The organism is Rhodococcus sp. Ni2 (genome assembly GCF_021352185.1).
Lineage (GTDB): Bacteria > Actinomycetota > Actinomycetes > Mycobacteriales > Mycobacteriaceae > Rhodococcus_F > Rhodococcus_F qingshengii.
Genome location: NZ_WOXZ01000002.1, coordinates 1,103,172 through 1,118,534, shown reverse-complemented (window position 1 = coordinate 1,118,534; position 15,363 = coordinate 1,103,172). Strand labels below are relative to the sequence as shown.

Sequence of the window (15,363 nt, the reverse complement as noted above, 5' to 3'; positions counted from 1 at the left end):
CCTGTGCGCCTTTGTGGTAGCCGGAACTACCAGAAAGGCGCACAGGGGCGTTGGGCCTTAGCTTGCCTGCTTGGTGGAGCGACCGTTGTCGGCGTACTCGTAGAAGCCCGCGCCGGACTTCTTGCCGGTCAAGCCTGCTTCGACCATACGCAGGAGCAACGGCGGAGCGGAGTACAGCGGCTCCTTGAACTCTTCGTACATGGAGTCGGCGATGGACTTGACGGTGTCGAGTCCGACCAGGTCCGTCAGAGCCAGCGGACCCATGGGGTGCGCGAGGCCGAGAACCGTTGCCTTGTCGATGTCTTCCTTGGTCGCGAAGCCCGACTCGACCATGCGGATCGCCGAGAGCAGGTACGGCACCAGGAGTGCGTTGACGACGAAGCCGGAGCGGTCGGCACTGCGGACGACCTGCTTGCCGAGGATGTCGCTGGCAAAAGCCTCGGCGCGCTGCGAGACGGAGGCACTGGTCTTGAGCGTCGTCACCAATTCGACGAGCGGCAGAACCGGAACCGGGTTGAAGAAGTGCATGCCGATGACTCGCTCGGGACGCTTGGTTGAGATGCCGAGCTTCATGATCGGGATCGACGACGTGTTGGACGCGAGAACCGCATCCGGGTCCGTCACGACCGCGTCGAGCTCGGCGAAGATTTCGCTCTTGATCTTCTCGTCTTCGACGACGGCCTCCACGACGAGCTGGCGGTCCGCGAAATCTCCCAGATCGGAGGTGAAACGCAGACGCCATGCGGCCTGCTCACGCTCACGTTCTGTGATCTTTCCGCTGCTCACGCCGCGGTCGAGCGAACGCAGGATGCGTGAACGCCCGGCTGCTGCAAGCTCGCGAGTCTGCTCGAAGACCAGAACATCGACATGTGCGCGGGCGCACACCTCGGCGATTCCGGCACCCATGATTCCGGCGCCGATAACGCCGACGCGCTGAATTTTTTCGCTGGTCACGTCAGCTCCTTGTTTGTCTCGTGGAGTTTGTCTGGTGAAGGTGTTGCAAAACAAGCACTTCGAACTGCGTCGACGCTGGTGGCCGACGCAATCGGAACTGCCTTGAAGACGAGAGAAAGTAGTGTGGTGATACAAGCAGGGGAGAGACCCGAAGCCGAGCCTCTCCCCCACCCGAAGTCAGTTCTTAGTGGAACTGTCCCTCTTCGGTGGAGCCCTTGAGAGCTGCCGTCGAGGTGTTGGGGTCAACGGTGGTGGCGATGGTGTCGAAGTAGCCGGCGCCAACCTCACGCTGGTGCTTGATGGCGGTGAAGCCACGCTCTTCGGCAGCCTTGAACTCGCGCTCCTGCAGGTCGACGAATGCCGTCATGCCTTCGCGGGCGTAGCCGTAGGCAAGGTCGAACATGCCGTAGTTGAGCGAGTGGAAGCCGGCCAGCGTGATGAACTGGAACTTGAAGCCCATTGCGCCGAGCTCCTTCTGGAACTTCGCGATGGTCGCGTCGTCCAGGTGCGCCTTCCAGTTGAAGGAAGGGGAGCAGTTGTAGGCCAGGAGCTGGTCCGGGAATTCGCTGCGAACGGACTCGGCGAACTTCTTTGCAACCTCGAGATCCGGCACGCCGGTCTCCATCCAGATGAGGTCTGCGTACGGTGCGTAAGCCTTGGCGCGAGCGATGCAGGGCTCGATGCCGTTCTTGACGCCGTAGAAGCCTTCAGCCGTGCGGGTTCCGTCGAGGAACGGGCGGTCACGCTCGTCCACGTCGGAGGTGATGAGGGTTGCGGCCTCAGCGTCGGTGCGGGCGATGATGACGGACGGAACGTCCGCGACGTCGGAAGCCAGGCGAGCCGAGGTCAGGGTGCGGATGTGCTGCTGCGTGGGGATGAGCACCTTGCCGCCGAGGTGGCCGCACTTCTTCTCCGAAGCGAGCTGATCCTCCCAGTGGACACCGGCAGCGCCGGCGCCGATCATGGCCTTCTGCAGCTCGTAAGCGTTGAGAGCGCCACCGAAGCCGGCTTCGGCGTCGGCAACGATCGGAGCGAGCCAGTTGCTGACGGAGGTGTCACCCTCGGTCTTGGCGATCTCGTCGGCGCGCAGCAGTGCGTTGTTGATGCGACGGACGACGGTCGGAACCGAGTTGGCCGGGTAGAGGCTCTGGTCCGGGTACGTGTGGCCCGAGAGGTTCGCATCGCCGGCAACCTGCCAACCGGAGAGGTAGATGGCCTTCAGGCCGGCGCGAACCTGCTGCACAGCCATGTTGCCGGTAAGTGCACCGAGGGAGTTGATGTAGTCCTCGTTGTTCACGAGATCCCACAGGATCTCGGATCCGCGACGAGCGAGGGTCTGCTCCTCGACGACGGTGCCCTGGAGCTTGACGACCTGATCGGCCGTGTAGTTACGAGTAACGCCCTTCCAGCGAGGGTTGGTGTCCCAATCCTGCTGGAGCTCAGCTGCGGTCTTCGGGGTGCCGGTGGTCGACATCAAGACTCCATCTCTTTGATCTGCTGGTCCGGCCTGTTGTGAGCAGTACGTGCGTACTACTTCACATACTTGCCAGGCCCTTCTTGTGTACTTACCGAGGATGGCACATCGAAAAAGTGCCGTCTACCTGTTGCTAATGCCAATCTTCGCTACCTTTTCAACACACTTTGCTAAGTCTGTGAAGATTCCTACGCGACTGGTACTACCCAATCGGACAGGTTCCGTACTGGCGAGTAGGAAAGAAACCGCAGGCTGTGAACGAAATGCACTCAACTCCGCCGCTTGCGAATTCCGGCAGTTCGCATGGCACTCGGAACAGGCCCTTCCGCTACTTCGGAGCCAACTTCGCTACCTGCGAGTGACCGCAATCACTCCCCGGCAACAGGCTTCGCTCGGGCAATTCCAGGGATCTACCCGCCAGAAAGCCACAGACAACCCGTTCGCCGGCCATATGCTGTCGAACCATGACTTGTCGTTCGACGCCCCCGACCGGGCGATAAAGCGGTGCCGGACAACTATCAGCGGCCACCGAACAACCAGGCATGGTCGCAATCCGGTCCACAGCCGCCGCAGTTGGGCTACCGAGCCGCGCCGCAGTCGTATCCCCCGCCCCAGGGATTCCCGCCTGCACCGCCACGTGGAAATCCGCCGCCGCGTCGGCCCGGCTGGGTGATTCCGGTATCCGTAATCGGAGTCATCACTGTGTTGGCTCTCTTCGGCGGGCTTGCCTGGGTCCTCTGGCCGAAGGACGTCCCCAACTCGGCCGCCGGTGGCGCCGCCCACACCACCATCGGCGCCGCGAACACACCCGGCACCACGACAACCGCTCCCAGCACGACATCCCCGACGACCACACGCGCCGCGAACTTCCCGGCCGGTGCGTCCGCCTGCCCCGGCGGGCAGCCGGCCGGAAGTTACAAGGAGTCCGCGACAAGTGGGGGCAAAACTTCATGTGAGTTTGCCGAGGCGGTTCGGATCGCCTACGGGAACTCCGGTGCAACCGGTGCATCCAGCACCGTGTCCGCACGTAGTCCGGTGACCGGCAAGGAGTACACGATGGCATGCAAGGTGACCTCCGGCATCGTCACCTGTACCGGCGGAGACAACGCGGTTGTGTACTTGCGCTGACGGGCGCAATTGCGGCATCGGCAACCCGGTGCGTGTCGTTCCAGTGTCGCACTTACGGATCCTCCGATAGCGTGACCGCATGCCTCTGTACGAGTTTCGCTGTACCGGCTGCGGCCCGCTCGAGCGGTCGTTCGCGATGGCCGAAGTGCCCCAGTCGATTACTTGCCCCCAGTGCAGTCTCGAGTCCAAGCGGGTGGTCTCGTCTCCCCGGTTGAGTCACGCGTCGTCGGCCGCGATGGGTCTACTGGACAGCACTGCTCGATCGGCTCACGAGCCTGCCGTGGTCAGTGGGTCGCTACCCGGCCGCGGCCGGCAATCTGCCCCGACGACGTCCAATCCGTTGCACCGCAAGCTACCTCGCCCCTGAGCGTCCTCACCGCGCGTCCTCGCCATGAGGCCCGATCCGACACGAAAGTCCTGCCGCCACGAGTTTTCCGTTTCTTCGAGAATGAGGAGTGCATATGCCTGAACTGCTGTTTCCACTCGATTCCGCCAAGAAATTCACCGACCAGGCAATCGTCGGCCACAATCGGTGGCACCCGGACATCCCAGCGGCGGTGACAGTGAAACCCGGTGATGCGTTTCGTGTCCATTGCCGCGAATGGTTCGACGGCGCAATACACAACGACGACTCAGCCGACGACATTCTCAATGCACCACTGACCACGGTCCACACGCTGTCCGGCCCCTTTGCCGTCGAAGGCGCGAAGCCCGGCGACCTCTTGATCGTCGACATCTTGGATATCGGGCCTATCCCCCAAGAAGATTCGGGTCCGTTGGCCGGCCAAGGCTGGGGGTACACGGGCATCTTCCCTCGGAACAACGGCGGCGGCTTCCTCACCGAACAGTTCCCCGATGCGTACAAAGCCGTCTGGGATTTCTCCGGCCAAACGGCGACGTCGCGTCACATTCCGCACGTCTCGTTCACGGGCATCGTCCACCCGGGACTCATGGGCACGGCTCCGTCGGCAGCCTTGCTCGCCAAGTGGAATGCCCGCGAGGGCGCCCTCATTGCCACCGATCCCAATCGGGTTCCCCCGCTTGCACTTCCGCCCGAGCCCCGCGATGCAGTACTGGGAACCTTGACCGGTGACGAGTACACACGCGTGGCCGGCGAGGCGGCGCGCACCGCTCCCCCTCGCGAGAACGGTGGAAACCAGGACATCAAGAACCTCACCAAGGGCAGCCGAATCTTCTATCCGGTATTCGTGGACGGTGCGAATCTGTCGGTCGGCGATCTTCACTTCTCCCAGGGCGACGGAGAGATCACTTTCTGCGGTGCCATCGAGATGGGCGGCTTCATCGATCTTCGTGTGGACATCATCAAGGGCGGAATGGATACCTACGGCGTTTCCGAGAACGCCATCTTCATGCCGGGCAACACGGATCCGCAGTATTCCGAGTGGCTTGCGTTCTCGGGCACTTCCGTCACGTTGGACGGCGAACAGAAGTACCTGGATTCACATCTGTCCTACCAGCGTGCGTGCCTGCATGCGATCGAGTATCTGACCAAGTTCGGGTACGCGCCAGAGCAGGCGTACCTGCTACTCGGCGCGGCGCCGATCGAGGGCCGCCTGTCGGGTGTCGTGGATATCCCCAACTCGTGTTCGACGGTCTATCTCCCGACTGCGATCTTCGACTTCCCCCTTGCACCCTCGTCGAGCGGGCCGTTCCAGATCGATCCCGGAATCGGCGCCCCGCGTTCGGAGAACAGGGTCTAGGCCTCCGGCCCCGTGAGTGGTTAGGGAGTGCCGAGGCTCCTCAACCACTCACGGGGGCGGAGCCCCTGTGCGAAGACTGCGAACCCACCTTTGCGAAGCCGGACTGTCACTCGTATCCTGGGAAAATGTCGAAAACCTTTGTCGGTGTCCGGCTCCGCCAACTGCGGACCGAGCGCGGGTTGAGTCAGGCTTCGCTGGCCAAGACGCTCGAGATCTCGGCAAGCTATCTCAATCAGATCGAGCACGACGTCCGGCCACTCACCGTGCCGGTTCTCCTGCGAATCAGTGAAGTCTTCGGTGTCGACACCACCTTCTTCTCCCCGCAGGACGACACACGCCTGATCGCGGAAATGCGTGAAGTTGCCCTCGATCAGGAGATGGGTATTGACGCCGACGCCCACGAAATCGCGGAGATGGTCTCCACCCACCCCGGCCTCGCCAAGGCGATGGTGAACATGCATCGCCGCTTCCGCAACACGACGGCCCAGCTCGCCGCAGCCACGGAGGACCGTTTCTCGGACGGCAGCGGCAGCGGTTCGATCACCATGCCGCACGAGGAAGTGCGCGACTACTTCTATCAGCGACAGAACTACATCCACGATCTCGACACCGCAGCCGAAGAACTCACTGCCCGGATGCGCTTTCACCGTGGCGACGTCGCCGGCGAGATCGCCAGACGCCTCGAGTCCGTCCATGACGTGCAGATCGTTCGACGAGTCGACTTGGGCGAGAACATACTTCACCGTTACGACCCGGACACCAGGGTCCTGGAAATTTCCGCAAGGCTCTCCGGCGGGCAACAGGTCTTCAAGTTCGCGACAGAACTCGCATACCTCGAGCATGGCGACCTGCTCGACTCGTTGGTGGCCGAGGGCAACTTCACCAGCGAAGCGTCGGTCTCCCTGGCGAAGCTTGGTTTGGCCAACTATTTCGCCGCGGCCACCGTGCTGCCCTACAGCCAGTTTCACGAGGTTGCCGAGGACTTCCGGTACGACATCGAGCGCATGTCCGCCTTCTATTCCGCGAGCTACGAGACGATCTGCCACCGCCTCTCGACCCTGCAGCGCCCCAAACTTCGCGGGGTTCCGTTCATGTTCGTGCGTGTCGATCGTGCCGGAAACATGTCGAAGCGTCAGTCCGCCACCGGATTCCACTTCTCCACCAGCGGCGGTACGTGCCCGCTGTGGAACGTCTACGAGACGTTCTCATATCCGGGCAAGATCATGCCTCAGATCGCGCAGATGCCCGACGGTCGTCGATACCTCTGGGTTGCGCGCACGGTCGAACGTCGAGCGGCTCGATACGGACAGCCCGCAAAGATCTTCGCCATCGGATTGGGATGCGAGATTCGACACGCCCACCGACTCGTCTACAGCGACGGTCTGGATCTGGACGAGTCGAATCCGGGAACGCCGATCGGCTCGGGCTGCCGTGTCTGCGAACGCCTCAATTGTCCGCAGCGTGCCTTCCCTCCGTTGGGTAAAGACCTCGACATCAGCGAGCACCGGAGTTCGATTTCGCCGTACGTGATTCGCTGACCGCGCTAACGCACGTGGTCGCGTAGGAACGCGACTGTGCGATCGAACGCGATCACCCCGTCCACGGTGTCGAGGTCGAACTGATATTCGTGGTCGAGTGCAGGCTCGTGATCGTCCGGGTAGAACAGTGCATCGACCTCGACGCCCAGATCGGCGAGCCGTTCTGCCATGGGTTTCGACTGGTTGGCGGTCAGTGGGTCGACATTTCCGCCGGTGATGAACGTCGCTGGAAAGTCCGAGGTCACATGACCCAGTGTCGACATCTGACCCACTGCAGTCGACCCGTCGAAGTCCCTCGTTCCGAGGTACCCCCACAGCGATTGCTTGTCGACGCCCCAACCGAAGTACTTCCCCTGTGACAGCAGCGGTTTCAGATCGAAGACCCCACAGTCGAGGACAACTCCGCGTATCTGCTCGGGACGTAATGCCGGCTCCACACCCATTTCCGACGCGTAGTCAGGGCTGGTCATGACGGTCGCCAACTGACTGGACAACTGCGCGCCTGCCGAATCTCCCGCAAGAAAGAGATTGGTCGAATCGACATGCAACCTGTCCGCATTGCTCACGATGAATCGATACGCGTCGTTCAGCTGATTCACTGCGGTGGGGTAATACGCATCTGGTCCCAGTGAGTAGTCCACCGAAATCACAGTGAAGCCTTGATTTGCCAACAGTTTGTAGTAACCGTCGGCATCAGTTCTCGATCCTGATATCCAGCCACCGCCGTGCACCCAGACCACCGTGGGTAGCGCCGAAGTGGACTCCGACGGGTAGTACGCGTCCAGTTGTGCATCGTCGTCGCCGTCGCGGTACGACTGATCGAGAATCGAGACGATTCCTGACGGTGCATGCCTGTCGAGTTGTGCGTGAGTCGCTTCGGAGCCACCCGCTGACATCCACCGTACGAGGAGAACTCCTGGCCACGGACTGACGAGTGCCGCGGTTACCCCGGACAGCAGAATGACGACGAATACCGCCGCGATTCCGACAATGCGCCTTCGCCGTCTGTCGGGGGAAGACGCGCGCACAACAACTCCTGGGGTCGGATCGGATTCACCCAGGCTAGACCAAAAGGACCAGTTGAGAATTCCCTGGCAACGCACCCGCGGAGCTTTGTCCAAAATGACCATTTTCGCAGTGGTTCACCACAATCCGACATTTAGCCGGTATGAGCCTCGAGAAACTGAACCGTGCGATCGAGCGCAGTGAGACCGTCGGCATTGTCCAGATCGAACTGATACTCGTGACCGAGCGCCGGAACGTGATCGGCCGGATAGAACAGTGTGTCGACCGCAACTCCCAACCCGGTCAATTTGTCAGCCATCGGTTTCGACTGAGAATCCGTCAACGGATCGGCGTTGCCGCCGCTGATGTAGGCAGGCGGAAATCGATCGGTGACGTAGTTCAAGGTCGACATCTGATCCGCTGCGGCGGTACTCATGAAGTCACGCACGCCGGTATACGCCCAGAGGGACCGATCAACTCCCCAACCGATGATGCCGGGTCCGCCGACCATGTTCCCGACGTCGTAGATTCCACAGTTCAGGATTACTCCACGTAACTGATCCGGCCGCAGCGACGGGACCACGCCCACACGGTTCGCATAGGCGGGATCAGTGATGAGAGTGGCGAGCTGACTCGAGAGTTGCGCTCCCGCAGAATCACCCGCCAGAACGACCGTCGTCGGATCAACATGCAGCCGTTCCGCATTCGCGACGACGTACGCGTGAGCGTCGTTGAGCTGCCGCACTCCCGTCGGATAGTGGTGCTCAGGTCCGAGTGAGTAGTCCAGGGACACAACTGTGTAGCCACGCGAGGCCAGCAACTCGTAGTACGGCGCGTAGTTGGACTTGCTTCCCGAGATCCAGGCACCGCCATGAGTCCAGATCACCGTAGGCAATGCGGTCGTCGTCGCTGCGGGAAAGTAGACATCCAGGTATGCGTCGTCGTCATCGGCGCGGTACTGCTGGTCCTTGATCGAGTCGACGCCTCCGGGCGCGTGCTTCTCGAGCGCCTCGGTGACTTTCACCGCATCACGATCGAAGACCCATCGCACGGTGAGTGCGCCAGGTCTCGGGCTCAGAACGAAGGCCAGAACCACGGCTCCGACCAGAACGAACACAATTGCCAGAGCCCACAGCAAGCGCCTGCGCCACCGATGCGGTGAAGGGTTCGTCATCGGGTTTCCTTCACTCTCGGCACAATGTCCGGATCAGCGTAACGCGAAGCCGGTACCGCCAAGTGCGATCAGCCGAGTTCAGCGATCCGCCTCTGCGCGAGTGCCTTGACTTCACCCTTGGCTACTTTGCCGCCTGCCGCCATCGGCAATTCGGCGACCGTCATCACGTACTCGGGTATGTACTCGCGGGTCACTCCTCGGCTCTGCAGCCAGGCGGTCAGATCCTCCGAACTCAGATCGTCATCGGCGGACACGACGACCGCACAGACCTTCTCACCGAACAGCGGATCGTCGACCCCGACCACGGCGACCAACTCCACCGAAGGGTGCGCGCGCACGTACTCCTCGACTTCGACCGCGGAGATGTTCTTGCCGCCACGAATGATGATGTCGGCTTTGCGCCCGACCACACGCACCCGTCCTGTCTCGTCGATCTCGACGATGTCGCCGAGAAGCATCCAACCGTCATCGGTGTACAACTCGTCGTTCGCATCGGTGTCCCCCCAATAGCCCTGACACATCAGCGGTCCGTTCACCCCAGGCTGACCGCGGCAGACGGAGCCGGTCATTTCCTTTGCCGCATCGTCGAATACACGAACTTGCATGCGATCGATGACGTGGCCGCACGTCTTCAGTCGGGTGTCGGAATCGTCCGAAACCGTCGTCACCGAGACGGCGCCGGTTTCGTTCGATCCGTAGAACTGCAGGACAGCCGCTCCGGTACGTTGTTCGAATGCCAGCGCCTCCGAATAGGGCACGGCTTCACCACCGGTGAACATGAAACGAAGTGACGAGAGATCGGCCGATTCCGCGGCCTCCGAACGCAACAGCATCTTGAATTGTGTACTCACACAATTCAAAGCAGTCACCCGTTCGCGCTCGATCAACTCGATCATCACCGAAACGTCGAAGCGTTCCATGACGACATTGCGAGCACCGAGTAGTGCCGGCAGGAAATGCGAAGTCCAGAGGCCGAATCCGAAAGGTGCTGGAACCGCGCCGAGGAACACCTCATCCGAACCGATCGCCGCCGCCTCGGCGGCAATCTCGGAGAAACCAACCCAACGATCCTCGGTTTGTGTGACCAGTTTGGGTAGGCCCGTTGTGCCGGAGGTCGAGTTCAGCATCGAAACGGCTGACGTGACAAAACACGGACTGGTTGCGGGGAACTGCTTTAACTCGACCGGCAACGAGGTGAGTTCGCCGTTTGCGCTCACGCGTTCGAAACTCACGTCGGCGCGTTCGTCGGCGAAGACGACGTCCAGTCCGGGATGCTCTGCCCGCAGACTCGCCACGAGTTCGGCGGTACCGACGCCGCGCAGCGTGCGAGTGGTGACGAGAACGGAGGCTTCCGAGCGGGCGATCAGATGAGAGATCTCGCGAATGCCCGAGCGCGAACCGATTCCGACGGCGACGCGGCCGGTACGAAATGCTGCGCAGAGAGCCGCATGGAATACAGCGGTGTCGGGGAGCAACACGGCTACATGTCCGTATCCCTCACCAGCTAGATCCAGCGCCGACGCGATCGCATCGGCAGCCGCGTCGTACTGCTTCCACGACACCCTCGATTCCGGAGTGACAAAGGCGGTTTCGTCCGGGATGGTCTCAGACCAATGCCTGACCATTTCGCTGATGCTGACGCCGGCGAAGCGGTCCGGATTCGTGGCGAATTCACCGACGGTGAAGTCGAGTGTCTTCGTTTCAAGCATGATCGTCGATCATCTCCCGTCGGCGCTGAGGACGCCCATCGATTGTTTGTACGCGTTGTCCAGTGTCGCTGCGGAATCGCATTCGTGGACGAGTTCGCCGCGCTGCATGACATATCCGCGGTCGACAACCGATTTCAGTGCAGTAAGTGCCGGTTCCGTCACGATGACGGTCACACCCTCGGCGGCCAGACCCCCGACCAATGCTCGCAGCTCCGCGACGATTTTCGGTGCCAGTCCTGTCATCATCTCGTCGAGGAGCAACACCTTCGGGGTTTCCAGAAGGGCCCGCCCCAGAACCAACATCTGCTGCTCACCACCGCTGAGGACCCCGGCATAACTCTCCGAGCGTTCACGCAGGATCGGGAACCTCTCGAAAGCTGTTTCCACGGCTTCGGCTTTCAATCCCAGCAGGTCTGCGCCCACGCGTAGATTCTCGCGAACGGACATTCGCATGAACAGTTGCCTGCCTTGGGGAACGTAGGCAAATCCGCTGCGGACACGATCCAGTGCCGATAATTTCTGGATCTCTCGACCATCGAATTTGATTGTCCCGGTGGCGGGAACCGAGCCGTAGATGGATCCCGCCAAGCTGGTCTTGCCCGCACCGTTCGGCCCGACGATGGCTGTCACTTCACCGGCGGGAGCGGCAAGGGAGACTTCCCGGACGGCGACAGCGGATCCGTATCGAACTGTGACTCTGTCGAGTTCGAGCATGTCAGGCGCCTTCCTCGTATTCGGAACCGAAATAGACTTCTCGCATCGCGTCGCTGGCCAAGCACTCCTGCGGTGGTCCGTAGAACGCCACTGATCCGAAATTGAGCAGCACGATCTTGGTTGCGAGCGCCGCGATGAGATCGACGTTGTGATCAACCAGGACTACTCCTTTGCCCTGCGCGGCAATCGATCGCACGGCACCGGAGATGGCAGCGATGCCGTCGTGATCCGCGCCGGCAAACGGTTCGTCCAACAGGAGGACTTCGGGTTCGGTCGCCATCGCCCGCGCCACCTCGACCAGACGCTGCGCCCCCAAACTGAGATCCCCGCAAGCACTCTCGACGTCGGTGACCGAGTATCGCGCAGCAATCTCCCGGGCCCGCTGTGCTGTCCGGTCCCAGTTCTCGAAAGGTCCTTTGATCGCCCACCACAGCGAGTGCAGAGGTGAGGTGATCTTGTGCCCGTACAGTCCCGGGATGATGTTGTCGACGGCGTCGAGTTCCGCCGCGAGCTGCGGATGTTGAAACGTGCGCGAGAGCCCTTGCCGTGCACGGCGCTCCGACGGCCCGGTCAAGGGAGCACCCGCGAGCGCGACGGTTCCGGAGTCTGCTTGCTGAGTGCCGAAGATGCAGTCCACCAGTGTGGTCTTGCCTGCCCCGTTCGGGCCGACCAGTCCGATCACCTCTCCCGGTCCGACGCTGAACGAGACATCGTCGACAGCGCGGACGCCTCCGTAGGACTTGTGGAGCCCGCTCACTTCGAGTAGCCGAGTCATCGATTGCCACGCTCCTTGTACAGACGGTTCATTCGACCCAGAACGTTCTGACTCCACCCGATCACCCCACCAGGCGCGACGATGAGGATCACCAGGACGGCTCCGGCAAGCAGGAGTTCGCCACTTCCCTGGTACCCGGGCATATTCAGCGTCACGATCACCACGATCAATGCACCGAGCGGAGCACCCCACGCCGAACCGCGACCGCCGATGATCGGCATGAAGATTGCGAGGAAAACAATACTGAGAGTGAAGGTTTCAGGAGTGACAGCCTGCACCGACACGGTGAACAGCGATCCGCCGGTCGACGCGATCGCAGCACCGATCGCCAGCGCCACGACGGTCAGGTGCGCAGGATTGACGCCGGAAGACCGTGCGACATTACGATTGTCGCGGGCAGCTTGCAACATCAGCCCCCACACCGATTTCCGGAGTCGATCCACAGCGACCGCGATCAGACACACGAACAAGATCGCGAACACGACCAACACATAGCGCGGTGGCTCCCAGCCGAACATCGTCACAGTCTCGACACCCGAGATCCCGGCCGACCCGCCGGTGAAACTCGGCCCGTCGATCAACCAGTGCTCGAAAGCGATACCGAACAACAAGGTCACCGCGGCAAGGTAGAAGCCGGAGAGTTTCTGTGTTGCCAAGCTGAGGAGTACTGCAACCGCTGCAGCGGCGAGGGCGCCGAGAATCCATCCCCACCACATCGACAACCCGGTCCGAACCGAGATCAGCGCAACGGCATACGCGCCGATCGCCGCATACGCGCTGTACGCCATCGACAGTGATCCCGCGAGCACGAATGGCACGTACATGCCGAGTGCGATCAGCGAATACGTCGCAGCGAGGAACACCAGATCCTGCCGGTACAGACTCGGCCCCATCCACAGCAGCACGGCAGCAACCACGACCACGGTGATCAGCGCTTCTCGTGACAGGGCGAGCATCCTCGTCCGGGAACGGCCGGATGTAGTGGGCGGATTTGACGTCAGCGGACTGGTAGAAAGCGAGGCCATCAGACGCGAACCTTCCTCGAGAGCAAGCCTTCCGGACGGAAAGCGAAGAACACCAGGGCAATCAACAGAATCGCGGTTTGCGCAGCACTCGCACCGAAGTAGTACGGGGCGAATACCTGGACGACGCCCAACACCATTCCGCCGATCAGCGGAGCCCAACTTCGGCCGGTACCACCGATGACGAGTGCGATGAATGCCGTCAGCGTCCATGACAGACCGCTCGTGAACTGAACACCGGCCTTGGGAGCGAACAGAAGTCCGGCGACGGCGGCGATCACACCCGCGAGGGTGAACGCGATGAGGCGTACCCGATCCACCGGCAAGCCCAGGACGCGGGCGGCATCCGGACTGTCGCCGACGGCGCGTAGCAGACGGCCCGAGGTGGACCGGTTCAGCCACAGTCCGATACCGACGAAGATCACGGCAGTTCCGACGACGAGTACAACGGTCGAACTGTCGACGGTGGCACCGAGCACCGATATCGGATCGAAGTCGAAGATCTTCTGTCCGGGAAGTGGTGTTCGGCCGAAGACCGTGCCGGCGAGCTGCTGGATCCCGAACAGTACTGCGGTCACCGCCACCAACGCCGGTAGTTCCCCACGACCCGAACGCTTCTGAACCTGTTTGACCACAAGCTTTTCCGTCAGGATCGACAGCGCCACCGCTACCGCGATCCCCAGCGGCATGGCAATCCAGAGAGCGAGCCCGTAATTGATCGCGACCCAACTCGACGCCATGGCCGCAGCCATCGCGTACGGGCCCATCGCAAAGTTGAAGAAATCGGCGCCGACCACCACGAGATACATTCCGAGGGCTATCAGCGAGAAGAAGGCACCGATCTCGATGGCTGCGAGCCACAGTTGTGCGTCTGTCATGTCAATGCTCCTCGGTTATCCGCACGGGGGCTGGTAGGAATCCCACGGACGGGCAGGCTTGTTGTCCTCACCGAATTCGACGAGTACCAGGCCGCAGAGGCTGTCCGGAGCCAGGTGATCCTGCGAGGAGAACGACAGTGTCAATCCGTCCTGGCCGAAGCTGGCGGGAAGTGCCGAAACCTGTTGAAGAGCATCACGAACGGCCGTCCGATCTCGGTGGTCGCCGGCAATTTCGATTGCCTCGGCCAACATCATGACGGCGTCGTACGCCTGTGCGTCGTAGGCGGTCAGTTGATAATCAGGCCCCTTCACCGCCTGCACCTTGCGACGCAGTTCGGCGGTTCTCGGGTTGTTCTCACTGAGCGAGCCCATGTACACCATGCCGCTCAACGCCTTCGGGTCCGCCAAAGCCCAAGATGCGGGCTGGTTTCCGATGGAAGCGAGTGAGAAGCGTTGCGTCTGCGGGGTGACCTTCGACAAGGTGTTGTGCGCGAGGATTTCGAAGTGCCCGCCGATACTGGCGACCAGAATCGCGTCCGGTTCGGTTTCCGCGAGACGTGAGACCTGTGCGGTGATGTCCGCGGCATCGACCGGCGCCTTTTCGACGCCCGTCACTCTCGCGCACTTCTCGAGCGCCGGCCACAGGGTCTTGATGATTCCGTCGATGGACGCACTCGCGTCACCGAGAATTCCCAGGGACTTGTACCCCATCTTCTCGAAAGCCCCGCAGTACACCTGGGCGTACTGCTTCAACGAGTTCGGAATCATGAACGAGAAGTCGTTGTCGGGCGCCGAGGCAAAGGCGTCGCTGAGAACGACCGGAGCTATCGCAGGAATCTTCGACTGCTGGAGAATCGACTTGGCCTGCAGCACCGACCCGCTGCCCGTGGCGAGGATGACCGCACTGGACCCGTGATCGACCAACTTCCGAATGATCGACGGGGTTTTGGTGGGACTGCTCTCGTCGTTCTCGACAACCAATTCGACTTGCTTACCGTTGATTCCGCCCGCCTGGTTGATCAGGTCGACGGTCATCCGCACCGTCTTGCCGGCGATCGTGCTGTACGACGCACCGGGCCCGGTGGAGTCCTCGTCCAAACCGATGACGATGGTGTCTTCGGGAATGACACCGGCAGATGCGCACGCGCTCGCCCCGAGGACCACTGCCGCGCAGACGGCGATCGCCTTTCCGAGTCTCACATCGAACTCCCGTCCAAACTGTGCTTGGTAAATCAAACAAGCGCTTGATTTACGAGTGTGGACAGAAGTAT

At 61.6% G+C, this 15,363-nt stretch carries 14 protein-coding genes; 4 read left to right on the top strand and 10 right to left on the bottom strand.

Features of this window, described 5'->3' with window-relative positions:
* Window positions 1-57: 57 nt before the first annotated feature.
* Both GN300_RS18795 and aceA read right to left on the bottom strand, forming a co-directional pair.
* A complete protein-coding gene (locus GN300_RS18795) occupies window positions 58-954 on the bottom strand; it encodes a 3-hydroxybutyryl-CoA dehydrogenase (RefSeq protein WP_003941541.1) in 897 nt (298 codons plus the stop codon).
* Between the two features lie 184 nt (window positions 955-1,138).
* The gene (gene aceA, locus GN300_RS18790; RefSeq protein WP_003941533.1) at window positions 1,139-2,428 is read right to left on the bottom strand and encodes an isocitrate lyase; all 1,290 of its coding nucleotides are present in this window, start codon (window positions 2,426-2,428) and stop codon (window positions 1,139-1,141) included.
* A 504-nt stretch (window positions 2,429-2,932) separates the two neighbouring features.
* On the opposite strand from aceA, the gene GN300_RS18785 reads away from it, so the two are divergent.
* The 4 genes from GN300_RS18785 (at window position 2,933) to ramB (ending at window position 6,815) form a co-directional block, all read left to right on the top strand.
* Window positions 2,933-3,556 carry a serine/threonine protein kinase gene (locus GN300_RS18785; RefSeq protein ID WP_233405668.1) on the top strand — a complete coding sequence of 208 codons (624 nt, stop codon included), beginning with the start codon at window positions 2,933-2,935 and terminating at the stop codon, window positions 3,554-3,556.
* Between the two features lie 79 nt (window positions 3,557-3,635).
* Window positions 3,636-3,923, top strand: coding sequence for an FmdB family zinc ribbon protein (locus GN300_RS18780; RefSeq protein WP_037129638.1), 288 nt, complete (start codon window positions 3,636-3,638; stop codon window positions 3,921-3,923).
* 94 nt (window positions 3,924-4,017) lie between these two features.
* Window positions 4,018-5,277: a formamidase gene (gene fmdA / locus GN300_RS18775; protein ID WP_042923284.1), complete on the top strand. Its 1,260-nt coding sequence runs from the start codon at window positions 4,018-4,020 to the stop codon at window positions 5,275-5,277.
* A 125-nt stretch (window positions 5,278-5,402) separates the two neighbouring features.
* Window positions 5,403-6,815 carry an acetate metabolism transcriptional regulator RamB gene (gene ramB, locus GN300_RS18770; RefSeq protein WP_003941547.1) on the top strand — a complete coding sequence of 471 codons (1,413 nt, stop codon included), beginning with the start codon at window positions 5,403-5,405 and terminating at the stop codon, window positions 6,813-6,815.
* Between the two features lie 5 nt (window positions 6,816-6,820).
* On the opposite strand, the gene GN300_RS18765 is transcribed toward ramB, so the two are convergent.
* The 8 genes from GN300_RS18765 to GN300_RS18730 all read right to left on the bottom strand — a co-directional run bounded on the left by GN300_RS18765 (window position 6,821) and on the right by GN300_RS18730 (window position 15,292).
* Window positions 6,821-7,843, bottom strand: coding sequence for an alpha/beta hydrolase (locus tag GN300_RS18765; protein ID WP_063314788.1), 1,023 nt, complete (start codon window positions 7,841-7,843; stop codon window positions 6,821-6,823).
* 131 nt (window positions 7,844-7,974) lie between these two features.
* Complete coding sequence (locus GN300_RS18760; protein ID WP_063314789.1) at window positions 7,975-8,994, bottom strand: alpha/beta hydrolase; 1,020 nt, start codon at window positions 8,992-8,994, stop codon at window positions 7,975-7,977.
* 68 nt (window positions 8,995-9,062) lie between these two features.
* Window positions 9,063-10,703: a class I adenylate-forming enzyme family protein gene (locus GN300_RS18755; RefSeq protein ID WP_063314790.1), complete on the bottom strand. Its 1,641-nt coding sequence runs from the start codon at window positions 10,701-10,703 to the stop codon at window positions 9,063-9,065.
* 9 nt (window positions 10,704-10,712) lie between these two features.
* A complete protein-coding gene (locus GN300_RS18750; RefSeq protein ID WP_054781647.1) occupies window positions 10,713-11,417 on the bottom strand; it encodes an ABC transporter ATP-binding protein in 705 nt (234 codons plus the stop codon).
* 1 nt (window position 11,418) lies between these two features.
* Window positions 11,419-12,192, bottom strand: coding sequence for an ABC transporter ATP-binding protein (locus tag GN300_RS18745; protein ID WP_007735383.1), 774 nt, complete (start codon window positions 12,190-12,192; stop codon window positions 11,419-11,421).
* Window positions 12,189-13,217 (bottom strand): branched-chain amino acid ABC transporter permease, encoded by a 1,029-nt coding sequence (locus GN300_RS18740; protein ID WP_054781648.1) that lies wholly within the window; start codon window positions 13,215-13,217, stop codon window positions 12,189-12,191. The genes GN300_RS18745 and GN300_RS18740 overlap by 4 nt, the downstream gene beginning before the upstream one ends.
* Window positions 13,217-14,092, bottom strand: a complete 876-nt coding sequence (locus GN300_RS18735) for a branched-chain amino acid ABC transporter permease (protein ID WP_020906730.1) — start codon at window positions 14,090-14,092, stop codon at window positions 13,217-13,219. Before GN300_RS18735 ends, GN300_RS18740 begins: the two co-directional genes overlap by 1 nt.
* Before the next feature lie 15 nt (window positions 14,093-14,107).
* Complete coding sequence (locus tag GN300_RS18730) at window positions 14,108-15,292, bottom strand: ABC transporter substrate-binding protein (RefSeq protein WP_063314791.1); 1,185 nt, start codon at window positions 15,290-15,292, stop codon at window positions 14,108-14,110.
* Window positions 15,293-15,363: the final 71 nt, after the last annotated feature.